This window comes from Mesorhizobium huakuii, assembly GCF_030160235.1.
Taxonomy (GTDB): Bacteria; Pseudomonadota; Alphaproteobacteria; order Rhizobiales; family Rhizobiaceae; genus Mesorhizobium; species Mesorhizobium huakuii.
The window spans coordinates 1-22,425 of record NZ_BSNY01000071.1 but is presented as its reverse complement, the minus strand read 5'-3'; the positions used below and the strand labels follow the sequence as shown (position 1 = coordinate 22,425).

Below are 22,425 nucleotides of genomic sequence, written 5' to 3'. Positions count from 1 at the left end.
CGTAGACGGTTTCACGAGCGGCCAGGGTTTCGGCAAGCGTTTTGTGGGGCATGGCGATCTCTGCTTGAGGGGTCGCCGCAACAGAGGATTATATTCCTCATATTAGCGCCACCTGCAAGTGCCTTGCGCGCGATCCGGCTCGGCGGCCGCTGACATGGTCACAGTCGGTTCACCGTGAAATTTTCGAGAGTTTCGCGCCATCCCAGAAGAGGAGCTGGTGGAAATATACCAGCGAGGCGATCAGCGTCGGTAAGGATCGGCAATAGCCATTCCTCGGCAAGATCGAACTCGCCGTAGTTGGTGACCGCAAGTAGCTTTGCGCTCAATCCGGCAACGGTGGTCGCCGGAAGATTCGCAATATTCCTTTCGATCAATTTTAGCCGATCAAAGTGCGAGGTTCGTCATCGCCGGCATCGGTTGCAGCCTCGTACGCACTGCGCCATTCTTCGAAAAGACATAGGATATCCCCGTCCGAAGCAATCCCATTCCAATGGATATCAGCGACGGTTTCGGCATCCGCCGTCGTCGCCGCCGCGGCCACGATTGCCGAAGCCGCAGATACTACCGCGCGGCGATTCACGTGCTGGTTCATGAAACTCTCTCCTGTTTGCATCGGTACCTCCTCCTCGCGCCCATTCCAGGGCATCAGGAGGCGCTCGACGAGGCCAGGGCGTTGTGGATCACGGGCATAAGCGGCAACTGCACCGCAGGCGGCTGAATTCTTGGTCAACGACATGTGAAGATTTCCTCGCGACTAGAACCGGCTTCTCAAGGCCGGCGGATCAAAGTTCCTATCTGGAATTTTGATCCCATCTCGGCGGGCGGCGCCGAAGCCGGGGTTGAGAACCTGTCGCGAGACAGGCCGAACGATTTTAAGCTTGCGCTCTGGACATAGCGTTCGCACCCGGCCAATATCAGCCAGTTCGAACGCCCGCCAAGGCGTTGCACGCGCATCGAAGCCCGCCAAGGCTTCTAGCGCCTCAGCAAGACCCACGACGCCAATCGTTGGTTTTGCCTATCGCGATCCGGGTTCTCAAGCCCACGGCGACGCTGCTCTTGTTCACCGACATCGTCAATTCCCCTTCCCGGGGAAAATGTTCTCGTTTGGAACATTTATTGAATGTTTCACGGGAATAGCACTGAAACAGCGGGAAAACCACGCTTCCCGGGGAAGGCTTGCGGTCGTCCCGTCCTCGGATCAATCATGGGAGGAAGGGGGAATCAACGCAGTCATGGCTCTCGAAGACAGCTTGCATTCATTTCGTCGAGACACGGACCTGATAGGCCGAACGTTGGGCTGTTTGCTAAGGATAAAAGAGCGTGCATCTGCCGAGCCAAAGGTCTTGGAGCAAATCGCAAGAAACGGCCATTTCTGGAACGACTACGAGTTCCTAGCGCTAAACACCGTAATCGTCGGCCTCGGGCGAATTTTCGACACGCACAAAGAGGCTCATAGCGTTGACCGCTTGATCAAGGATTTGAAAGCTGGTTTGGCTCATTTCAGTAACGACGCTGTTTCAGCGAGAAAGAAGTCAAATAGCTCGAATCATTCTGAGTGGCTAGAAAAGTATATGAAGGACGCACAAGAGCTCGATGAGAAAGATATTGAAGTCATTGCAGAGGAGCTTATGAAGGCTAAAGACCTCTGGGGTAAATGCAGAACGATGAGGGACAGGGTTATTGCCCACTCACAAGCACATCCACCTGAAGAGCGATCAAGGATTTTTGCTTCTCTCAGCTATGACGATATTTTAGCTGTCGTTCAAGTTCTTGAAGCCGTGGAATCTGCACTTTTCCAAGCCGAACAAAATGGACGAAAGCCTAACTTTGGCGATTCTATAGGCCCACAGGCTATTCGCGCTGGTGGTGGGATGGCCGATGGAATCATCGACCAGTTGCTGCGCTGATAAGCGACGCCTGAAGGTCAGAGAATGCGCTTCCAGAGCTAACCTGGTCTTGTGCTCTTCGAAAAGGGAGGCGGCTTGCACAGTGCTGCCTTGTCGTGCCACCCCTACGTGGAAAAAATCAGGATTCCCGACACTTGAGCAAAGAAGTCCCCGGCACCACAACCACTTGGTTGTCTCGCGCCGTTCCGGCTCAATTAGCCGCAGTCGACATCGCTAACTGGCGACGTGATGAAAGCTTCGGAATTTTCCCAGGCGGCACTAAACCAAAGCAAATGGTTATCGCGCCGGACGATGCGCAGACCCCTCTGTTGATCCCCAACCACCCCTACCTATTCAAAACGGCTTACGGGTGGCGATCCCGACAGATGTGGTCGGAGTTCATCGCGTATCGCTTGGGCAGCTTGCTCGGCCTTCCGGTGCCACCGTGTTTTCTGGCGGTGGATTCGCGTACCGGTGAATGCGGGGCCCTTGTTGAATTTTTCTATGGCTATCCCGGCGAGGTCGCTCCAGCACGCCTCGTGCACGGGTCCGATATGATTTCCGGGTTTCACCGTGGGCTCAAAAGCGGGAGACCTCACAACATCCGAGAGAATGCAAGGATTTGCCGCTTCGTGTTGGGCGGCAGCGCAGCAGGGATCATGGCCTGGTGGATGAAGGCAGTGATTTTCGACGCCCTTATCGGTAATACCGATCGGCACACGGAAAATTGGGGATTTCTCGTGCGCCGCCGAGCTGATGGACAGCCAACCTATGAATTGGCGCCCCTTTTCGACAACGCCACGAGCTTGGGATACGAGCTAAATGATCATGCGTTTCCCGCATTTTCAGGAGTGAAGCTTCGCACGTACATCGAGAAAGGCCGTCACCATCTCGGCTGGGATATGCAATCGGACAAACCCACGAGCCACATCACCCTTTGCAAAAAGATGATGGCGCACGCTCCCGACGCTGGCGCCGAAGCCGCAAATGTGGTTCGATTCCAAATGCTGGAGATAGCAAAGATTCTCCACGATTGTTCGCTGTTCGATGTCGGCGTTCCGTTCAGCACAGCACGCGTCGATTTTGTCTACTCCCTGATCAAGGCGCGAAAAGCGATGCTCGAAGAAGTGGTCGGGTACTAAATGTCACGGTCCATCAAATACCTCGCCGAGCCGAAGCAACTCTTGCTCGCATGGCAAGCACCAGATCACCTGGGCGATCGGCAGCGCTGGGCCGTCGGGGTCATCGACATTGCGGGCCCGGAATGCACGTTCAGATATGTGACGTCAGATCCAGAGTTCCGGACACTCAATGGCAGAAGCAAAGATGACCTGATCGCCTTGGGATTTTTGGGATACCCGGCTTTTGGCATGCAGAGGCCCATCCATCGATCGGAGGTGCTTCCTACGCTTATGCGACGGTTGCCGCCGCGCAGCCGCCCCGACTTCGGCGCCTTTCTTCAATTGTATGGCCTTGCACCCGACGCCAATCCTTCTGATTTTGCCTTGCTCGCGTACACGGGAGCAAAGCTGCCCAGCGATGGTTTTTCGATCGTTGATCCCCTAGACAGAAGCACCGCCAAGGCAGACTTGGTAATGGAAGTTGCCGGAACTCGGCACCTGCTCGCCGGGGCCACGCTCGATATGGCGCCGGACTACCCAGTGAGCCTATCGCCTGAGCCAGATAATCGATTTGACCCCGCAGCAATTCGCGTTTGCTTCTCAGAGAGGTGCGTCGGATACGTCAACCGCCTCCAGGCTGAAACCGTGGGATATTGGCTTCATAATCGGGCAGTGACTGCCTCGATCTATCGCTTGAACGGAACAGTGCAAAATCCAAAGCTGTTCATATTTATGAGTGTTCGGCCGAAGACCGATAGGATTGCTGCCTGACCATCGTATACGGAAGAACAGAGTCGGCCCGCGCAGGCCTCTGTCTGTCCCTGTGCCGTCGAAGCAACCGCCCATCTTTTACAGCCAAGCGCATGAATTGCACATGCCCCGCCAATTGAATGATGCCATTCCGATAGCCTTGGGTGTATGTTTGCGGCAGCCGGCGTCGACGTAATTGGTTGACCCCAAATGTCCGCCGGTGAGGCGGCCCAGTGGGCCGTTGCTATGCCGTCGCTGACCTCGGATGTACAGGCAGCGACGGCAGCCAGGGGGGGGACAACTCCTAGAAGGGCCAAGCCAGCGCCAGCACGACGGCCAACAGACTGCCGATTGACAGCGTGTCGCCAGTGTCAGGAATGTTGTAGTTGTAGCCGGTGTTTTTGTACTGGCCGGCAACCAGGTGGACGTTTGTAGGCTTGGCGACCATGGTCCATCGAACCGCGGCCGTTTCCTGTGAAAAAAGACTTGCATCAGCTCAGTATTGGGGGCTTCCAATTGGCAAATAGTTGAGGATCGAGAATTATGGCGCGAAAAGTTCCAGAAGGTGTCGCTCTAGATGCGAATGGCACCTGTCAAGTCAAGTCAATCCGACCTGTGAGCAGTGACGACGGCCAGACCGTCAAGCTGGATTTCGAGGACAAAAAAGGCCAGGCATTTCCATTGGTTTTTACCGAGAATCTTCTCGCAGATTTACTCTTTGCGATTGGGTTTATGTCGCAAGAAATGGACGGAAAACGGAAGGCGAGCGGTATGGAATCCGGCCTCCATGTAATTCGGGGCTATGGCGGAAAAGACTTGCCGCCGGTTCGAGTTCGCATCGGTTGGTCGCCTGAAACCCAGAAGGCGCTTTTCGTTCTTGGAAACATAGGCCTAGAGGTTCCCATGGATGCTGATGCAGTCTTGGCCGTTGGGCGCGATCTAGTGGACAAGGCAACCTCGCGCGTAGGGCGCGGGAAGGCCTCGAAGCACTAGGATACCCTCACCGCCCGCTAGCTCATGGTCACCTTCGGGTCGACATAGAAGGTCGATGACGCCTTGCCCGCCTTCACCCGTGCCAGGATCCAGCCCTTTTGCTGCGGCGTGAAGGTGACGTCCAGCTTGAACGAAGCGGTCGAACCGCCCCACGATTCCGAACTGGATGTTTGTGCCGCCGTGGCCGTCAAGGGTGTCGCCTTAGTGTCGCTGATAAACGAGCCTTGCGGCGATGAGGCGTCGCCAAGGTATTCGACATCGAGCCAGAGCTCATCGTCATTCGGGATTGCGGCCGCGCGGCATTCAACCGTTGCCGTTACTGCCGACCCGGTCGTGTCGTTCCAGATGGCGATCGGCGGCGCTTCGAAGGGGAAATGCCAGTTCGCATTGGCTGTGGTAACGATCTTCCATGACATCGGCGTCGTGCCGTTCGAGGCCCCACCGGTGCGGACGATCGTCGTCTCCTCGATTAGCGACCCGGCGTAGCGGCCACGATACTGGTTGTAATTCAGCCCTGACGAACCCGTGCGCACGGCATCGATTTCCAACTGCCCAGGCGACTGTGGCACGGCTGCGAGCGTGGCCGCCGCATTGATCTTGCAGTCGATGAACTCAGCAGTGCATGCCGTAGCGCTTGCCGAAGTGTTGCCGATGAGGGTCTTGCCTGAGCCAGCTGCGCTGAAATCGACGCCCTGGCAGCGCAATTTACTCCCGACACCCGTTGAGAATTGGAACAGTACGGTCGGGATAGTGCCCAGCAGCGCGGAGGGCGTGTCACGCCACACGATGTCGCAATCCACGTTGATTTTATGCGACACGCTGCCGAACGAAAACGTCGTGTTTATGAACTCAACCAGGCTCGCTGGAGCCGAAGAGCCATTGCCGGGGCTGATCCCCCCGTTGGAGCCCGCTCCGGCAAGGCGGATAGAGCAGTTAGTGAATTTCTGATGGACGGTGACATTCTTGGACAGGGAGATTGAGGAGTCGTTGTCCACGCCGAAGATGAGGCCCCAATACGAGGTCGACCCGTTCAACTGTATGACGTTCGAAACACCAGTGGCGCTGACTTGCCCCGTCGCGCGGAGGTCGGCGGCAACGGGCGGCACCGAACCGTTGTGGTCGACGCAAAGAACAATCGTCGGGTTCGACAAGGTCCCTTTCGAGTCCGGAGCTACGGTGCCAGCGGTCGATTCCGCATGGTCTTCCGAGATATAGTAGGTGTCGCCGGCGGCACCAGCAGCGAAGGCCGTCGCGAGCTTTGTGTAGGCATTCGCCCAACTGGTGCCATTGGCGGAGCCTGTGGCGCCGGATCTGACATAGCGTGCGGTCATGGATTAAGCCTCACAGATGAAAATGCCGGGCAATATCGATTGCCGAGGGCCGTTACTGTTTACGTAGACCGAGGGCACTACCTGGGCCTGCTTGAGCGCTGGCGGCGGCGTTGGCGGCGTTGAAAATACAAACGGATTGACGAGCATCATATTCGTGGTCCCTTCTTGCTAGGCCTATGCCTCATTGATGAAACCGCCAGGCGTCATCGATTGACGCGGGCCGTTGCTGTTGACGTAGACTGCGGGTGCCATCGCCTGTCTGATCGCCGCTGAAGGCGCCACAGTAAGCGTGAACGACGCCAGATCAGCGGTGGCACTGGCACCATCGGTGACCCGCACCGAAAGGCTGGCGAAGGTGCCGGAAACTGTCGGAGTACCGGAAACCACACCGCTCGATGAGTTGATGGAGATCCCTGTCGGCCAGCTACCGACGAGCGAATAGGTGTAGCTCGGTGTTCCGCCGCTGGCCGATGCGGTGAAGCCGATATAGGCGCTGTTCTGGGTTGCCGACGTTACAGGCGTGCCGCCGATAGAAAGCGCGCTGGCACCGCTGAACCCCGTCATACATGGAAACGGAAAAGTCATTGTTGGAGTGCTCCATGCGCTGCGGCAAGCAATCCGCGCGGGCGGCGGTCAATGTGTCGCTCCTGACGATTCGGCAGATCCGCCTACCGCAGCCAATCCTTGCCGAAATGAATGCTGGGCCGAGCGCTGGAAAATGTCGATTTCGAACGCGCTCGCCCCCTCGCTGGCCAGGTCGTCAGCGGCCTTTTTCATGGCTTTCGCCGCGACGGCCTCGACGTATGCCGAAAACTCGGCTTCGTAGGCGGCCGAGACCTTGCAGCCTGCGGCGGCCTCCGCAAGCATCGTGCCGGCGCGCCTGCCGAGGTCATAGGCGTTCATGGGCGCTGTCGATTCCGCCATTTGAGTGACCTTACTTCACCAGCGCGCGGACCGCGCGCATGCGGTCCGCCCGAGCTTCAAGATCGGGACCATGAACGAGGGCGAGCACCTCGATTTGGCGGTGGCGGGCCTCCTGAGCCTGGTCGATCGGCTCGGCGGCAAGCCGCATAACCTCAACCGCCCGCATGCGCGCGGCTCGATCGGCCGCAATATCGGCAAGAGGCGCGGAACGGCCGGTGATTAGTGCATCACCATTGGCCGGCACCGATACGAACGAAAACTCCCAGAGTTGGGATTTCAGGTAGCGGAACGGGCCGTTTTTCGGACTGGCGCCGGGCATTGCGACCTTTTCCACAGGGTTAAAGCCGATCGACACGCAATTAATCACGCCCGACTGGACGAGGCCCAAGATTTCATCCGCCTTGGCAGATACGCCGACGGCGGGAAACTGACAGGTGGCGCGCAGCTTGCCCCCCATGACGCCGATGTCGATGGCGCGGGCGATCGGCACGTTCGGGTTGTGATTCCAGAGGATGATCGGGTTCGCCATGAAGGCCGAGACATCGATGCCGGCTTGGTCGACGACCTCGCCAGCGCGATCGATGCCACCGCTCGAGCAGATGACCTGGACCTGGCGCTTGTCGGCGAGCGTTTGCAGCCCGCTACCCATGAAGTCTTTCGTGATCATCGGTCCGTTTCCTTCAAGCGAGAGTGGCGGCGCTGGCTGCGACGAGCGCCGCAGCTTCTGGCCCGAAAAACTGCACAGTGGTTCCGCTGGGGATTGTCCCGTGTGCCGGTGTCGCGACCGGGCGAGGAAAGGCCCCGCCGATCGGCGAATAGTCTTCGGTCAACGTGACACCGACGGTGAGGACCGGATTGATCGGTGCGCCGATCTCGATGCGAATCGCGGTGCTGGCGCCGGCGGTGCCAATCGTATGCAGCGGGTCCGGCGGCGCAGGCGGCGCAGGCGGATCCACCCATTCAATCAGAGTTATGATCAAGTCGGATGTGCCGAAATGGTCGAGATTGATGGAACGGATGTTTGTCCCCACAAGCGCGCGGGCAACATTACCGGGAAGGGTGCAAATGTCTGAGACGCCGATACCCATGGTGTCGCTCGCGTCGAACCATGTCTTGCCATACCGTCCGCAGCTGTTGAGATTGATGCGGCCCCATTGCTCGCCCGGAACCGGCCGATCGCCGAACACGTCACATTTCCGATCAAGTTTATGGACGTAGGTGTAACTGTCCGAAATCGTGTCTTGGAGGTAGCCGAGGTAATAGCCACTTCCGAAGTGGAAGCTGTCCTCGCTGGTGATTGGTCCGCGCCGCCCGTCGCTCATGCCTCCACCTCGCAAAGCTCGACGGCGCCGGCCTGGGCCGCAGCCTGTGCCACTTCTTCAGGAAGGTCGACCTGGTCGCCGGCACGCAGTTGCTCGCCTGACGGGCTCTCGTAGCCGGCGCGAAGCACCTGGACGCGCGAATGCCCTGCCGGCGGCTTCTTGGGCAGTGCCGGGCGAGGTTTCGCGGCGGGCCTGACGACGCCCCCGGGGCCAGGACGAGAGGCGAACTTCGGCGATGCCGGCTGCTTGACGGCCGCAGCCGCCGGCGGCTCGACGGGGCGCGGACCGGCCATCTGGCTCAGATTGCGGCGGAAGGCATCGACGAACTCGCCGGCGAAAAATGGGAAGGCGATGGCGCCGCCGAACTCGCTGCCGATGGCGTGATGGCCAAGCTCGGCTTCGACGCGATCATACCAGGCCCGCGCCTGGTCGTTGACAGCGACGGCAGCCGTCATCGCGCCATCGAGCCGACGCACGATGTCATCGCGTTCGGCCCTGAAGGCAGTGACACGCGCGGCCCGATGGGCCTTCTTCGCTTCGACCAACTCTTCCGCGATGCGTTGGCGCCCGAGGCCGGCGCGTTCGATGTTGCGGCGCAAGACGCCGGTGCGAGCCTCATCATCCGCCAACGCTTCGTCGGCATCATCCAAGAGGAGTTGCTGGCGACGGGCGGCGATCTGGGCGAGTTCTGTTTCCGAATCCGCAACTTCGCGGTCCATATCCGCGGCGAGCGCCTGAAGCCGCTGGATTTCAGAAATCGTGTCGGCCGGCTTTTTGCCCGTCAGCGACTGGATGAGCTCTCGAAGATTGACCATGTGACGACTCCCGCGAAATCTGTTCGAGGGCAAGGTCGGTCATCCGGCGTGAAGTTTCCTTAAGAGATTTTTGCACGCTGAACATCAAGCATTCTGGGCCAAAATGGTCATCAGTGCCCGCTTTCCGAGTGGCTTTCCGGTGTCCATTTCGAGAATGCCGACGATGTCGCCGCCGAGCGAGCCTGGCGGCTGGGTCGCGCGTACCGACGAGTAACGTCGCATCTCCCTGGCCATCGCTTTGGCCTGCTCGGATCGGCTTGAAAGCGCTGCAAAGTGGATGGCGACGCATTCCCGGATGGCTTGGTCTCGTGCCTCTCTGGCGGTCAGCCGGCGTTGGTATCGGGGCGCCGCTTCGAACGCGAGCTGCACCAGGCGCTCCACGTCGCTGGTCTCAAGCTTGTAGCGACACCCGACCGACGCGACCCAGCTCGCCGTTGAAGTCGGGGCAGAACGCGGGGGGCGGCTGCCGTCAGTCATCGGAATCGGCTTCGGCCTCGGCCTTGATGGCGCGTCCGTCGCGACCGATACCGAAGCGCTCGAGGTCGCCCGCAGCCGCCCGCGCTCTCAGTGCGAACAGCTCCGCCTTGGCCGCGGCATTGTAGGCCGCAGTATATCGGCGGCGACCCTCCTGTCGGCATGCCTCGCTGCATCGCGTTGACGGCTTCCGCCTCCCAGCTTGGACGGCCTCGAAGGGCCTGTCGCAGATGGCGCAGTTCATCGTAACCAGGCGCCGGGGGACCGTTGTCAATAAATGGTCCCGCGAGCCCGGTTGCGTAAGCATGCTATGCCTTTTCATTAATCTTTTCAAAGCTTTATCAATAGCCATGTCCGGATACCTAGCCACACTTCCCCTGGAAAATGAAAAACAAGAAAAAAAACCTGCGAATGAGCCCCAAGCGGTTGGAGGCCCCATCCTGCCCTAGGGCTTTAAACCCCCTACCCCCGACGACGGCGGTCGCCACCCCGTCTTGCGCTCAAACGGTGATGGTCCCGCCGGTTTGCCTGGCGCCGCTGGCCTCAGCTGCACCGGCTTCGCCCGTTCAGGCAGCGCTTTCCACATCCTCTCGGAGAGATACCGTTCGAAGGAGCAGACCAGCTTTCGGCCGGCCGACCGGTTGATCGCGACGAACCTGTCGATCTCGCCCGCAGCCTCCAGGCGGTCGTCGATCGACAGCGCATCCCATGCTTTACGCGCGGACTTGGGGCTATCGACAACAGGCCAACGCTTCAGTGCTTGATCGAAGTGATCCATCGCGCGCTCTCTCTCATCTGATGGTTGATCTAACGAGTCGGGGCGCATCGGTGCGCCCCGTGGGGGCGCATCGGTGCGCCCCGTCTCATCTGTGACAGGGGGCGCATGGGCGCGCCCCGTCGAACGTGTGGCACGGGGCGCATGGGTGCGCCCCGTCAGGCCCTTTTTCTGACGCCGCTCGTCAGCTTTTTGGAATTCCGGCAGCTTCGGAAATGTGTCCAACCGAGCCACGTTCATCTCATAGCGCCTGGTCATGCCAGGAGCGCCGCCCTTGTCGTTCCCAATGACCCGAAACCACCAATCGCCGGCCGCGTCGTCGGCCGGTCCTGCCGGCATGAGCGAGCGGAGAATGCGTTTTGCCTGCGATCGGCTGACGCGCATGGCTTCAGCGAGCAGATCGATGGAAGGGTATAGACTGTCACCGTCATCGTTGCACCAATTGGCCATGACGAGCATGCAGGTGAACTTGCTGCCGCTGACGGGCGCCCGCTGGATCACCTTGGTCATGACATCGATACTCACCGAGCGGCCTCTCGCAGCGCGGCGATTGCTTGCAATGGCGTCAAGCCAAAGCGCGAGCGGATGGTCGGTATGATCGGATGATCGCAAGTGGCCGAGTTCGCCCGATACCATGCTGCCGCGACCTCAATCGCGGCGCTCGACTGGTGACAAAGGCCAGTTGGTCCGGTCGGCAATTCGCCGATAAGCCTTTGATTTTGCATGTGGCCGTTTTCCCGTAGTCGGGGAAAATCAGCTTTATTATCAAAGCTACAGTGGGGACTCTGACTCCGTTAGTCCTGGTTCGAATCCAGGTTCCCCAGCCACTCTCTATTCATCATTTGAATCAACCGCTTACACAGAATTTTACGTCTTGATGCAGACCATTCCAGGTCACCCGCTTACGTGGTGATCGCGGCTGTGATCGGTTTTCGCAAGATATAAAAGCAATTGCTAATATACTGGAAAAGTGCCAGCATTGGGCTCCGCGTCGCGTATGGGAGGATGCCATGGCCGATGGTGGAATGAATGTCACCAAATTTGAATCCAAATCTCACGACAAACCGGATGAGGTTCGCTCGCCCGCCAAGACACGGGTCGAGGTGGTGCGGCTTCCAGGCTTTACGCTCGGGCGGCTCAATATGGAGCCGGGCTGGAAATGGTCCGAATGCGTGAAGCCGGTCGTCAAGACGGATAGCTGTCAGGTATCGCATGTCGGCTATGTCGTTTCCGGAACCATCACCATCAAGATGAATGACGGAACTCAGAAAACCTTCACGAAGGGTACGTCCTATACGATCCCGCCCGGCCACGACGCCTGGGTGGAAGGAAACGAACGCTTCGTCTGCATCGAGGTCATGAGCGCCGAGCAATACGCCAAGCCGGCGTAGGCAGGCTGCAAACCTGCTGGCCAAAAGGTTCGCGTCGGGCCGCGAGGCTGTTGCCGCGACATGACTATGTAGCCCGCGACCACCACGCACTGCAGTGCGGTGACATTGTCGTGGCTGGGCGTCGGTCGCCTCATCGCTTCCACATCGTCGATCGAAGAACAGCCTGCATATGCTCCGGAAGGTCGAGTTCGCCGCGCGCATCTATCTCCAGGAGATATCGGGCCTTGGCCAGGCGATCGCATTCCTCGACCGCGGCATGGCCGCAGATGGCGAGCAGCGCCCTCTCCTCCTCCCGGCTGGCTCTGTCGGAGTCGCCGCCTATGTCATGCAGCGCTTCGCCGAATGCCGCGTATGCCGTCCTGTGCGCCTCAATCAGCTCTCGCAGTCCATCGGACGGTTCCTGGTTCCGGCCCGGCGGCGCTGTGCCGAGTGCCGTTGCCGCGGCCGTCGAGGCGACGACCGCGCTGCCGGAGTGGAAAAGCAGGGCGCGGCGGTTGATCCTGGACGTGGCGAACTCTCCTATTTGCTTCGATCGCAATCCGATCGATGACGTGACACCATCAGACCGTAACACGACGGTCTGCACATTCTTGTCAGGATGAGAGGCATCGAGGCGGCCGAAGCAGGTGAGATTTGCAGGGTAAAAAAGATTGGCCGCAGATGCGTTCCAATGGCTAAGCTCCGTAGAAGTTTCCTCCACGAGGCCGAGTAATGGTCACTGACACCGAGTTCATTCTCGAAAGCATCAGCCAAGGCTGCGTGACGCTTGCCGATGACGAATTCCTCATCGACAGGCTGGTGAAGTATGTCGGCAACGGAAGGGTCCGCTGGCATGTCGAGTTTCGTGGGCATCGCGTCGAGTTCACAACCGGCCAGCTCAAGAAGCAGCCGACCTTCCGAAGAAAGATGCTCGAACAGGCCGGTGTGCTGCCGCCGCAACGGGCCGGGGGCGACTACAGGCGATGGGCCATCGCGTTGAGGAAGAACGCCATCGAGCTTCCTTGGCGGGATAGGCCGGTCGATGCCGGTTTCACCATCGACAGGCTTGTCAGTCTTGGCGGCGACCGCTGGACGGTTGACTACCAAGGCAAGGTCATCAAGTTCACGACGACCAAACTGCGCAGGCAAACCAGTTTCCGCAAACGCATGCTCGGCAAGGCCAAGGTGCTGCCGCCTCAGCTGGATCCGGTTGCCTATCGGAAGTGGGTGGACTGGCTGATTCAAAACGCCACGGAGGCGGCACCGCAGGCCAGCGATGCCTTGATGAGCGAGAAAAGCTGGCTTGACGACCTGCCGGAGCTGGCTGGCTGGCAAAAGGAAGCACGAGTTAAGGGACCAACTGACGGTGGCGGTAGTATCTGAAACAACCGCTCAATCTTGAATGAGAACCCATGGACCGCTTCAACCTCGGCACCTACCGCCGCCCCATCTCCACCGGCTCGACTGAGACCCAGCGCTGGTTCGATATCGGGCTCAACTGGTGCTACGGCTTCAACCACGAAGAAGGCATCAAGTGTTTCGAGAAGGCGCTGGAGACGGATCCGGGCTGTGCTTTCGTGCATTGGGGCATCGCCTATGCCGCTGGACCTTTCTACAATCTGACCTGGAAGGAGCATGGCGAGGCGGAGGCCAACAGCGCGACGAAGCGCTGCTACGAGCATGTCCAGCTGGCGCGCGCATGCGGCTGGCGCCAGCGAGGTCGAACGGCGGTTGATCGAGGCGCTGGCCTCTCGCTTTCAGAAGCCGCACAAGGTGAGCCCGCAGGAATTCGAACGATGGGACGGTGCCTATGCCGCCGCGATGCGGCGGGTGTACCAGGATTTTCCCGACGACCATGATGTGATGGCGTTGCTGGTCGAGGCGCTGATGATGCGCACGGTGCGGCGTCTGTGGAACCTCAAGACGGGTGAGCCGGCGCCGAATTCGGACGTGCTTGAGGCCCTTGATGTCTGCGAGCGATCTATCCGGCTCGCCGACGAGGGCGGGATCGCGCAACATCCGGCGATCCTGCACCTGCACATCCATCTCCTGGAAATGTCCACCATGCCGGAACGCGGCATGCGCTCAGCCGATCTGCTTGGCGAAATGTGCCCGGATGCCGGGCACATGAACCATATGCCGGGGCATATCCATGTGCTGTGCGGCGACTATGAGAAGGCGAAGATCGCCAGCGAAAAGGCTGTCCTCGCCAATGACCTCTATCTCGCCTATGCCGATGAGCCGACCTATTACCTGCTCGGCTGCTGCCACGATCTGCATCTGATGATGTTCACCTGCATGTTCCTTGGCCAGTACAAGCCGGCACTGTGGGCCGCCGACAAGGTGCGCAGCCTGGTGACGCGAGACGTGGTCGCCATCCAGGACCGGCCCAAGCTGACGCAAACGGTGGAAGGCTATCATGCGATGAAATCGCATGTGCAGGTGCGCTTCGGCCGCTGGCAGGAGATCATCGACGAACCTGCGGTCGAAGAGCCCGGCCTCTATGTGCTGACGGCGGCCATGCAACACTACGCCAAGGGTGTCGCACATGCGACACTGAGGCAATTCGCCGAGGCCGAGCGCGAGCGCGACCGGTTCCATCGGCATGTGGCGAGCATTCCGGCCGAGCGGCGTTTCCTCAGTAACCCGACCCGCGCCTCGCTTGCCGTCGGTGGTGCCTTGCTCGACGGCGAGCTTGCCTATCATCAGGGCTGGCACGAGGAGGCCTACGCCTATTTGCGGCAAGCGGTCGAGCTGGACGACAACCTCTCCTACACCGAGCCATGGGCGTGGATGCACCCGCCGCGTCATGCGCTGGCGGCACTGCTTCTCGACCAGGGCCATGCGCAAGAGGCCGAGCAGGTCTATCGCGACGATCTCGGTCTAAGCGGCAAGGTGCAGCGCTGCGCCCGGCACCCGGACAATGTCTGGGCCTTGCACGGGCTGGTCGAATGTTTGCGGCGGCGCGGTGAGAGCGAAGAGCTGCCGGCCCTGCAGGCCAAGCTCGCTGTGGCGCTGGCCAAGGCGGATGTGGCGATCAGTTCGTCATGCCTGTGCCGGACGAGCGTGCAGCGCGGCTGCTGTCACTGAGATTCCGATCTGAGGATGTTTCTATCCGAACCCAACCTTCAGGAGATGGGAGCCCGAGCCGCCGCACAGACTGGGTCTTTATGGCCGCAGCGCGGACAGCTCCCGATTGATCGCTGAAATACGCTTCGCGCAATTCTTGATCAGGTGAGGAAAAACGGCATCAGCCGATCATGCCAGGCTCAATGAACGGCTTTCCTCAATGAGCGCGGAGCAGTCGATCTCATCATGAAATTGGGCGCATGCGTCAGGCGCAAGCCATGATGCGTAAGACCGAAGCCGCTTGAGCCTGGCTGTTTTCTCGAGCCGCGCCAGGCGCTCATCCTCGGCCGGTTGGGCACGAGGTGGTCTTTTGTTCCTCTCAACGGGATCTTGCATATAGACTCTCCCCGGTCGGCCTATAGAGAGGCCCGCTCAATGAGGGAATTGGCCCACTCACCGGAAGATGAAAACACCTGTTGCTCCGGGGGCCGCTCTCCACCTGGGCCGGATGCCACCACAGGCGCGGACGAAAGTCGCCATCCATTTTGATGAAGCTGCCATAATTGGGGTCGGCCCCGGCAGGCCTATCCTCAACCCTCAAGCCTCGCCGCCCTGATCCAGTTCGTCGCGCCTGTGCCGGACGAGCCTGCAATCAGATCCCTGATGCTGTCGTTGAAGTGGGCGGTCGCCCTCAGACGAACTGCGCCATCCGCTATGAGAATATCTTCGCCAGTTCGTCGATGCTTGCGCCTTCCTTGACCTGGCGCAGCTCGACATAGCTGACAGCGGCGGCGATCGACAGCACCATGGAGACCACGGTCTGCACCAGCGCGGCGCCCAGCTGAGCCAGAATGCCGCCAAACAGGAAGAAGACCAGCAATACCCCCCACTGGATGACCATCGCGATGATCATCAGGATGAGAAACAGGCCAAACAGCGACCAGCGGTTGCCCTTGGTCAGGGCACGGCTGCGCGACATCGAACCGAACACGCCCCGCCGCTCCTGGATCAGGACCGGCACCGACATCGACCATCCGAGCCACAAGATGATGCCGGGCACGATCAGGGCCAGCATGGCAAGGCCGGCGCCAAGGGCGACCAGCAAGCCGATCGCCAGAGTCGGCAGCAGGAAGCGGACCGCAATCTGAATGCAGTCGCCGAAGGAGGGCCGCCTGCCATTCAGGTCCTCGATGGTCGCCCGGACCAATGAGGACTGAAGCAGCAGCGTGAAAACGAAGGAAACCAGCCCGGCGACAAAGCTGAGGGAGGAATTGCGAAACATTGCATGGGGATCCGCCATCGCGCCGGGATCGCCATGCAGCATCGCGTCGATCTGCGGCTGGGTCCACAACCGGACAAGCAATGTCGGCACGCCGGCGAACAGCGCGGCAAGGCCAAGGCAAAGCCCGATGTTGCGGCCGATGACGGCAAAGGTGGTGTTGAACACCCTGCCGATCTCGAACCGGCCGGGCTGTCCCAGTGTCGCAGTGGTCATGATATTCCCCCAGAGCCGCCGCCACATCCAAACGGCTAACCTCGAAAGTAAATCTGCCAAGATTGAAAGGCTTCGTCCAGTGGACTTGCAATTGTCGAGGGGTATTGCCAGTGTCGAGGTCGAACCGCAGGTGCAGAGGGGCGAGCGGGTGACAGTCGCACAGCCGCAGGACGCCGAATGGCTGGCAAAGATACACAAGCAGTTGCTTGCGGACGGTTCCATCCAGTTTGACCTGCCGACGCTGGTGCAGCCCGAGCCGCCGGAATGGCTGAGGCCTTTTCTGGAAATATTGGCGAAGATCGGCCCCTACATGATCTACCTGTTCTGGGGCGCGGTGATCGCCGGCGTCGCGGTCATCGCGCTTCTCGTCGCACTCGAAGCCAAGGGCGTGGCATGGCGCCTGCCGTGGCGGCGCGCCCGCAAGCAGGCAGAGGCGGACGAGGCATGGCGCCCGGATACCGGCGCCGCGCAGATACTGCTGTCCGAGGCCGACGCGCTCGCCGCGCGCGGCGACTATGACGAGGCGGTGCATCTTCTGCTTCGCCGCAGCGTCGCCGACATTGCCGGGCGGCTGCCCGACTTCCTGCGCCCGTCGCTGACCTCGCGTGACATCGCCAGCGCCACATCGCTGCCGGCGCGGGCACGCAGTGCCTTCAGCGAGATCGCGCGCATCGTCGAGGCGGCGCTGTTCGCCCGCCGGCCGGTCGGTCCCGAGGGGTGGCGGCAGGCGCGCGGCGCCTATGAGCGCTTCGCTTTCCGGGATGCCTGGACATGAGTGCGACGGCGGCGGAGGCCGCGCAGGAGCCGTTCAGCCGGAAAACCCTGTTCTGGGGCATTTTTGCCAGCTTGCTGGCCGCGGCGGGATTTTTCCTGCTGTCGACCTACGCGCCGGACTTTCGCCAGCCGGAAGGCGGCGGCACACCCCTCTCCAAGGGTGGCTCCGGCTATGCCGGGCTCGTCGAATGGCTGAAGCTCGCCAATGGCCAGGCGCCACCCATGGCCCGCAGCGAGGAGGCTCTCAGCTCGGGCCTGGCGTCCGAATTCCTGCTGATCGTCACCATCGCGCCAAACAGCGACCCGGCCGCGCTGGCAAGAATCGTCAAGCTTCGCTCGGGCCAGGCCACGCTGTTCGTACTGCCCAAATGGTTCACCTTTCCCATGCAGGACCATGAGGGCTGGGAGACGAAGATCGAACGGCTGCCCGATACGGTCGTCAACGACTGGCTCGGCCGCATCGCCAAGGCCAAGCTCGGCGAAGGCAAGGGTTCGGTCGGGCAGATCGACGTCGCAGGCCGCACGGTCGCCGCGCCGGAAGAGCTGCAATGGGTGGCGGACGACCACCCCTTGATCGCTGCGGGCAAGGGCAAGGCCGTTCTCACCGAGCTCGACGACGAGCCGTTCTACATCCTGACCGATCCCGATCTGATCAACAACGCGGCGCTGAAGGATCCGCAAAAGGCGGCGGCGGCCCTCGACATGATCGCCATGCTCGAACCGGCCAAGGGTGCGGTGATGTTCGACCTGACGCTGCATGGCATCGGGCAGAAATACGATCTCGCCAAGCTCCTGGTCGAGCCGCCCTTCCTGGCACTGACGCTGTCGGTGCTGGCGGCGGCCGCCCTTGCCTTCCTGCATGGGCTCGGCAGGTTCGGGCCGCCGCGCACCGAGGCCCGGGCGATTGCCTTCGGCAAGCGGGCGCTGGTCGACACCACGGCGATGCTCCTGAAACGCGCCGGACGGCTCGGGGAGCTTGGTGACCGTTACGCGGCGCTGATGCGCGCGCGTGCCGGCGCATTGCTCGGCGCGCCGCAAGGCTTGCCGGGCGAAGCACTCGACCGCTGGCTCGATTCCCGCGACCGAGGCGAAACGCAGGGCTTCAGCCGTCGCTTCAAGGCCGCGAGCGAAGCTGGGAACCTGGCGCAAATGCATGAAGCAGCCCAGGAGCTGCATGACTGGACGACAAGGAGGCTCGGTGAACGTCGATGATGTGAAGGCCCTGGCGGACGCGATCAGGGAAGAAGTGGCGAAAGCGATCACTGGGCAGCGCGACACGGTCGATCTGATGCTGACGGCATTGTTCGCCGGCGGCCATATATTGCTGGAAGGCCCGCCGGGAACCGCCAAGACCATGACCGCGAGATGCTTCGCGCAAGCACTTGGCGTCGCCTATGGCCGTATCCAGTTCACCCCCGACCTGATGCCTGGCGATATCGTCGGCTCCAACATCTACAATTTCCAGAGCGGGCAGTTCACGCTGACGCGCGGGCCGATCTTCTGCGACCTTTTGCTTGCCGATGAGATCAACCGCACGCCGCCGAAGACGCAGGCCGCCCTTCTTGAAGCCATGCAGGAACACGCCGTCACTTTCGACGGCACCACGCATGCGCTCAGCCAGAACTTCATGGTGGTCGCGACGCAGAACCCGATCGAGCACCAGGGTGTCTACCCCCTGCCCGAGGCACAGCTCGACCGCTTCCTGTTCAAGCACCGGGTGAGCTATCCCGATCTCAAGGAGGAACGCGCCATCATCGTCCATCATGGCGGTGGCACCGCCTCGCACGATATAGCGCAATACGGCATCAAGGCGCAGACCGACCGCAAGACGCTGGAAGCAGCCCTTGCCACGGTTGGCGACGTGACGCTGGTCGACGATGTCGTCGGCTATATCGCGGCCCTGGTGCGCCGCACGCGCGAAAGCCCGGACCTCGAGGTCGGCGCCAGTCCGCGGGCGGGCGCCATGCTGGCGCGCGCGGCACGCGCCAGGGCGGCACTCGACGGCCGCGCCTATGTCATCCCCGACGACGTCAAGGCGCTGGCGGTTCCGGCGCTGCGCCACCGTGTCATCCTGTCGCCGGCGGCGCAGATCGATGGGCGGCTGGTGGAGCAGATCGTTTCCGACCTCGTCGACCAGACGGAGGCGCCGCGTTGATCTATCCGACCGGCAGAGCGGTGTGGGCAGCGGCGGCCGGGGCAATCCCTGCCTTCCTGATCGCGCTTGCGCTGCCGCATGTCTGGTATCTGGGCCTGCTGTGGATCTGCGCGCTGCTTGCATTTCTCGCGGTCGACGCGGCGGCCGGGCGTGGGCGCGCCTCGCTCAGCGCCAGTCTCTCGGCGCCGCCGCAGGTCGGCGTCGGCGGGCACTTTACCGTGCATGTCGCGGCCAGCCTCGGCCAGCGGGCGCGCAGGCTGCAAGCGCGTGTCGGCCACGATCAGCGTGTGGAGCCGGTCAGCCGCACAGGCGGCGCGTTGCCGTCGAACGGCGGCACGCTCGACCTCGAATTCACGGCGCTCAGGCGCGGTATTGCCAGTTTCGACCGGATCTGGTTGCGCTGGAACGGCCCGTTCGGGTTGACCTGGAACCAGGTCGTCCTGCCGATGGACCGCAAGGTGGCGGTGCTGCCCGACGTCAGCAGCGCGCGCGACGAGGCGATCACCTTGCTGCAGCGCTCCGCGCTCGCCGACGGCCATGCACAGAGGCGGGCCGGCCAGGGCCGCGAGTTCGAAGCGCTGAAGGACTACCAGCCAGGCATGGGCCGGCGGATGATCGACTGGAAGCGCAGCGCCCGCCACGGCAAGCTTCTGGCGCGCGAGTTCAGGGTCGAGGAGAACAACAACATCGTGCTGGCGATCGACAGCGGCCGGCTGATGTGCGAGCCGGTCGACGGCGTGCCGAAAGTCGACCGGGCGGTAACGGCAGCGCTGTTGTCGGCCTTCATTGCGCTCAAGGGCGGCGACCTTGTCAGCCTGTTCTCCTTCGATGCCATGCCTCGCGTGTCGAGCGGCGCGGTGCGTGGCTCACCGAGTTTCACGATGATCCAGAAGCGCGCGGCCGAGATCGACTATTCCAGCGAAGAGACCAATTTCACCCTGGCGCTGACGACGTTGGCGGCCAAGCTCGACCGTCGCTCGCTGGTCATCGTCTTCACCGATTTCGTCGACCCGATCAGCGCCGAACTGATGCTGCGCACTGTCGGCCGGCTGACCGAGCGGCATCTGGTGCTGTTCATGCTGATGAAGGATGTCGAACTGGAGACGCTGGCCGACATGCAGCCCACGATGCCCGAGGATGTGGCCCGCGCGGTCACCGCGGGCGGCCTGCTTCGGGAGCGGCAAGTGGTGATCGGGCGGTTGCGGCTGCTCGGTGCGCATGTGATCGAGGCCGACCACCAGCGCCTCGGCCCGGCGCTGGTCGAGCGCTATATCCAGCTCAAGGAGGAGAACCTCCTATGACGCTGCCCGCCGGCACCGATGCCGTACGCCAGTCGCTGGCAAGTTTCCGCCAGGAGCGCGAGACCGACTGGAAAGCGTTCGAGGCGCTGCTGGCGCGCGCCGAAAAACGCGCGCCGCGCGCGCTTTCGGAAGACGAGCTGCTGGCACTGCCCCTGCTCTACCGTTCGGCGCTGTCCTCGCTCTCGGTGGCCCGCGCGACGTCGCTCGACAGCGCGCTGATCGCCTATCTGGAGGCGCTCAGCCTGCGTGGCTACTTCTATCTCTATGGCGCGCGACGAGGCTTGAGGCAGCGCGTCGGCGATTTCTTCCTGCGCGACTGGCCGGGGGCAATCCGCGATCTGTGGCGCGAGACCTGGGTGTCGGTCACACTGACTGTCGTCGGCGCCATTGCCGGCTATTGGCTGGTGGCGTCGGACAAACGCTGGTTCGACGCCATCATCGCGCCCAGCCTTGCCGGCGGGCGCAACCCGGATTCATCTGCCGAGGTGCTGCGCAGCGTGCTCTACGATGGCGGCAGCAGCCACTTCCTGTCCGGCTTCGCCGCTTATCTGTTCACCCACAACACGCAGGTGGCGATCCTGGCCTTTGCTCTCGGCTTCGCCTTCGCGGTGCCGAGCGTGCTGATCATCCTGATGAACGGCTGCATGCTGGGCGCGCTGTTCCAGGTCTATGCGGCCAAGGGGCTGGGTTTCGAGCTCGGCGGCTGGCTCTCCATCCATGGCACGACGGAGCTGTTCGCCATCACATTGGCTGGTGCGGCAGGCATGCGCATTGGCACGCGCATCGCCTTTCCCGGCGAACTGACCCGGATGGCCGCCGCCGCCCAGGCCGGGCGGGTGACGGCGACCGCGATGGTCGGCGTCATGGTGATGCTTCTGTTTGCCGGGCTGCTCGAAGGCATCGGCCGGCAGACGATCACCAGCGATGCGACGCGCTACGCCATCGGCGGCGGCATGCTGGCGTTATGGATCGCCTATTTCTACCTGTTCCGGATGGTGCGGCATGGCCACGGCTAGGAACCCTGCCGAGCTGATAAGGCCGCTGATCACGCCGGAGGGTGTCGATCTCAGGGTCAAGCTGGCGGACGCCGGTACCCGGGCTTCGGCCTTCCTGCTCGATGTGGTGATCATCGTCGCTGCCGCTGTCGCGGTCACCCTCGTCGTCATCTTCGGCCTCGGAGGCCTTGGCGTGAAGGAGGCAGAGCCGCTCTTCATCGTCTGGATCATCTTCATCTTCCTGCTGCGCAACGTCTATTTCATCGCCTTCGAGGCGGGGCGGCGGGCCGCGACACCCGGCAAGCGGATGGTCGGCGTGCGGGTCGCCTCGCGCAGCGGCGCGGGCCTCACCATCGACCAAGTCATCGCGCGCAACCTGATGCGCGAGATCGAGGTTTTCCTGCCGCTGTCGATCATCGCCGCGCGCGGCGGCGCCGGCGTCGCCGACACGCTGTCGACGATTTTCGGCCTGGTGTGGGCGCTGCTGTTTTCGCTGTTTCTATTGTTCAACCGCGACAGGCTACGCATTGGCGACCTGCTTGCCGGAACCTGGGTGGTGGAGACGCCGAAATTCAAGCTGGTCGAGGACCTTTCGCAGCGAAAGGACCCGGTCGCCAAGCGCTTCCATTTCAGCCCGGCGCAGCTCGACGCCTATGGCATCGCCGAATTGCACAAGCTGGAAGAGGTGCTGCGCCGCGACGATTATTTTGCGATGAAGGCCGTTGCCGAGACCATCGGCCATAAGATCGGCGCGAAGATCGAACCGATCGATTCAAGGGCCTTCTTGACCGCTTACTACGGGGATCTGAGGGCGCATTGCGTATTCCGACGAAGCCGGCCATCGATTCCGATTTGAAGCCGGCCAGTCATTCCGA

25 protein-coding genes and 1 pseudogene are annotated in these 22,425 nt (G+C 61.6%); 13 read left to right on the top strand and 13 right to left on the bottom strand.

Annotated features, from left to right (window positions below; genetic code table 11):
- Window positions 1–158: 158 nt before the first annotated feature.
- Together QQK95_RS32295 and QQK95_RS32290 are read right to left on the bottom strand one after the other, a co-directional pair.
- The gene (locus QQK95_RS32295) at window positions 159–374 is read right to left on the bottom strand and encodes a hypothetical protein (protein ID WP_284278571.1); all 216 of its coding nucleotides are present in this window, start codon (window positions 372–374) and stop codon (window positions 159–161) included.
- A 2-nt stretch (window positions 375–376) separates the two neighbouring features.
- The gene (locus QQK95_RS32290; protein WP_284278570.1) at window positions 377–736 is read right to left on the bottom strand and encodes a hypothetical protein; all 360 of its coding nucleotides are present in this window, start codon (window positions 734–736) and stop codon (window positions 377–379) included.
- A gap of 496 nt (window positions 737–1,232) precedes the next feature.
- Between QQK95_RS32290 and QQK95_RS32285 the strand changes: the two genes are divergently transcribed.
- The 3 genes from QQK95_RS32285 to QQK95_RS32275 all read left to right on the top strand — a co-directional run bounded on the left by QQK95_RS32285 (window position 1,233) and on the right by QQK95_RS32275 (window position 3,778).
- Entirely contained in the window at window positions 1,233–1,907 is a 675-nt protein-coding gene (locus tag QQK95_RS32285) for an AbiU2 domain-containing protein (protein ID WP_284278569.1), read from the top strand.
- Between the two features lie 134 nt (window positions 1,908–2,041).
- On the top strand, window positions 2,042–3,028 hold the full coding sequence (locus QQK95_RS32280; RefSeq protein WP_284278567.1) for a HipA domain-containing protein: 987 nt from the start codon (window positions 2,042–2,044) through the stop codon (window positions 3,026–3,028).
- On the top strand, window positions 3,029–3,778 hold the full coding sequence (locus QQK95_RS32275) for an HIRAN domain-containing protein (protein WP_284278566.1): 750 nt from the start codon (window positions 3,029–3,031) through the stop codon (window positions 3,776–3,778).
- Window positions 3,779–4,061: 283 nt separating this feature from the next.
- Here the strand turns inward: QQK95_RS32275 and QQK95_RS32270 are convergent, their stop codons facing one another.
- Window positions 4,062–4,205: a hypothetical protein gene (locus QQK95_RS32270; protein WP_284278563.1), complete on the bottom strand. Its 144-nt coding sequence runs from the start codon at window positions 4,203–4,205 to the stop codon at window positions 4,062–4,064.
- A 95-nt stretch (window positions 4,206–4,300) separates the two neighbouring features.
- On the opposite strand from QQK95_RS32270, the gene QQK95_RS32265 reads away from it, so the two are divergent.
- Window positions 4,301–4,750 carry a hypothetical protein gene (locus QQK95_RS32265; RefSeq protein WP_284278562.1) on the top strand — a complete coding sequence of 150 codons (450 nt, stop codon included), beginning with the start codon at window positions 4,301–4,303 and terminating at the stop codon, window positions 4,748–4,750.
- Between the two features lie 17 nt (window positions 4,751–4,767).
- On the opposite strand, the gene QQK95_RS32260 is transcribed toward QQK95_RS32265, so the two are convergent.
- The 8 genes from QQK95_RS32260 to QQK95_RS32225 all read right to left on the bottom strand — a co-directional run bounded on the left by QQK95_RS32260 (window position 4,768) and on the right by QQK95_RS32225 (window position 10,901).
- A complete protein-coding gene (locus QQK95_RS32260) occupies window positions 4,768–6,081 on the bottom strand; it encodes a hypothetical protein (protein WP_284278561.1) in 1,314 nt (437 codons plus the stop codon).
- A gap of 174 nt (window positions 6,082–6,255) precedes the next feature.
- Entirely contained in the window at window positions 6,256–6,666 is a 411-nt protein-coding gene (locus tag QQK95_RS32255; RefSeq protein WP_284278560.1) for a putative Ig domain-containing protein, read from the bottom strand.
- A 48-nt stretch (window positions 6,667–6,714) separates the two neighbouring features.
- Window positions 6,715–6,984 carry a hypothetical protein gene (locus QQK95_RS32250; protein WP_284278558.1) on the bottom strand — a complete coding sequence of 90 codons (270 nt, stop codon included), beginning with the start codon at window positions 6,982–6,984 and terminating at the stop codon, window positions 6,715–6,717.
- A 31-nt stretch (window positions 6,985–7,015) separates the two neighbouring features.
- Window positions 7,016–7,672: an HK97 family phage prohead protease gene (locus QQK95_RS32245; RefSeq protein ID WP_284278556.1), complete on the bottom strand. Its 657-nt coding sequence runs from the start codon at window positions 7,670–7,672 to the stop codon at window positions 7,016–7,018.
- A 13-nt stretch (window positions 7,673–7,685) separates the two neighbouring features.
- Window positions 7,686–8,327 carry a hypothetical protein gene (locus tag QQK95_RS32240; protein ID WP_284278554.1) on the bottom strand — a complete coding sequence of 214 codons (642 nt, stop codon included), beginning with the start codon at window positions 8,325–8,327 and terminating at the stop codon, window positions 7,686–7,688.
- A complete protein-coding gene (locus QQK95_RS32235) occupies window positions 8,324–9,142 on the bottom strand; it encodes a hypothetical protein (protein ID WP_284278553.1) in 819 nt (272 codons plus the stop codon). Before QQK95_RS32235 ends, QQK95_RS32240 begins: the two co-directional genes overlap by 4 nt.
- Before the next feature lie 84 nt (window positions 9,143–9,226).
- Window positions 9,227–9,619, bottom strand: coding sequence for an FAD-binding oxidoreductase/lyase (locus tag QQK95_RS32230; protein ID WP_284278552.1), 393 nt, complete (start codon window positions 9,617–9,619; stop codon window positions 9,227–9,229).
- A 442-nt stretch (window positions 9,620–10,061) separates the two neighbouring features.
- Entirely contained in the window at window positions 10,062–10,901 is an 840-nt protein-coding gene (locus QQK95_RS32225) for a hypothetical protein (RefSeq protein WP_284278551.1), read from the bottom strand.
- A 500-nt stretch (window positions 10,902–11,401) separates the two neighbouring features.
- Here QQK95_RS32225 and QQK95_RS32220 point away from each other — a divergent pair, with 500 nt between their 5' ends.
- Complete coding sequence (locus QQK95_RS32220) at window positions 11,402–11,782, top strand: cupin domain-containing protein (RefSeq protein WP_284278548.1); 381 nt, start codon at window positions 11,402–11,404, stop codon at window positions 11,780–11,782.
- Window positions 11,783–11,912: 130 nt separating this feature from the next.
- Here the strand turns inward: QQK95_RS32220 and QQK95_RS32215 are convergent, their stop codons facing one another.
- A complete protein-coding gene (locus QQK95_RS32215) occupies window positions 11,913–12,356 on the bottom strand; it encodes a hypothetical protein (protein WP_284278546.1) in 444 nt (147 codons plus the stop codon).
- 137 nt (window positions 12,357–12,493) lie between these two features.
- Between QQK95_RS32215 and QQK95_RS32210 the strand changes: the two genes are divergently transcribed.
- Window positions 12,494–13,144, top strand: coding sequence for a hypothetical protein (locus QQK95_RS32210; protein WP_284278544.1), 651 nt, complete (start codon window positions 12,494–12,496; stop codon window positions 13,142–13,144).
- A gap of 29 nt (window positions 13,145–13,173) precedes the next feature.
- Window positions 13,174–14,851: pseudogene (locus QQK95_RS32205) on the top strand (hypothetical protein).
- A 691-nt stretch (window positions 14,852–15,542) separates the two neighbouring features.
- Here the strand turns inward: QQK95_RS32205 and QQK95_RS32200 are convergent.
- Entirely contained in the window at window positions 15,543–16,325 is a 783-nt protein-coding gene (locus QQK95_RS32200) for a hypothetical protein (protein ID WP_284278543.1), read from the bottom strand.
- A gap of 91 nt (window positions 16,326–16,416) precedes the next feature.
- On the opposite strand from QQK95_RS32200, the gene QQK95_RS32195 reads away from it, so the two are divergent.
- The 6 genes from QQK95_RS32195 to QQK95_RS32170 are packed head-to-tail and all read left to right on the top strand — an operon-like array spanning window position 16,417 to window position 22,406.
- Window positions 16,417–17,100 carry a DUF4129 domain-containing protein gene (locus tag QQK95_RS32195; protein WP_284278542.1) on the top strand — a complete coding sequence of 228 codons (684 nt, stop codon included), beginning with the start codon at window positions 16,417–16,419 and terminating at the stop codon, window positions 17,098–17,100.
- Complete coding sequence (locus tag QQK95_RS32190) at window positions 17,097–18,311, top strand: DUF4350 domain-containing protein (RefSeq protein ID WP_284278541.1); 1,215 nt, start codon at window positions 17,097–17,099, stop codon at window positions 18,309–18,311. Before QQK95_RS32195 ends, QQK95_RS32190 begins: the two co-directional genes overlap by 4 nt.
- The gene (locus QQK95_RS32185; RefSeq protein WP_284278540.1) at window positions 18,298–19,254 is read left to right on the top strand and encodes an AAA family ATPase; all 957 of its coding nucleotides are present in this window, start codon (window positions 18,298–18,300) and stop codon (window positions 19,252–19,254) included. The genes QQK95_RS32190 and QQK95_RS32185 overlap by 14 nt, the downstream gene beginning before the upstream one ends.
- A complete protein-coding gene (locus QQK95_RS32180) occupies window positions 19,251–20,555 on the top strand; it encodes a DUF58 domain-containing protein (RefSeq protein WP_284278539.1) in 1,305 nt (434 codons plus the stop codon). The genes QQK95_RS32185 and QQK95_RS32180 overlap by 4 nt, the downstream gene beginning before the upstream one ends.
- A complete protein-coding gene (locus QQK95_RS32175; RefSeq protein ID WP_284278538.1) occupies window positions 20,552–21,571 on the top strand; it encodes a stage II sporulation protein M in 1,020 nt (339 codons plus the stop codon). Before QQK95_RS32180 ends, QQK95_RS32175 begins: the two co-directional genes overlap by 4 nt.
- A complete protein-coding gene (locus tag QQK95_RS32170; RefSeq protein ID WP_284278537.1) occupies window positions 21,558–22,406 on the top strand; it encodes an RDD family protein in 849 nt (282 codons plus the stop codon). The genes QQK95_RS32175 and QQK95_RS32170 overlap by 14 nt, the downstream gene beginning before the upstream one ends.
- Window positions 22,407–22,425: the final 19 nt, after the last annotated feature.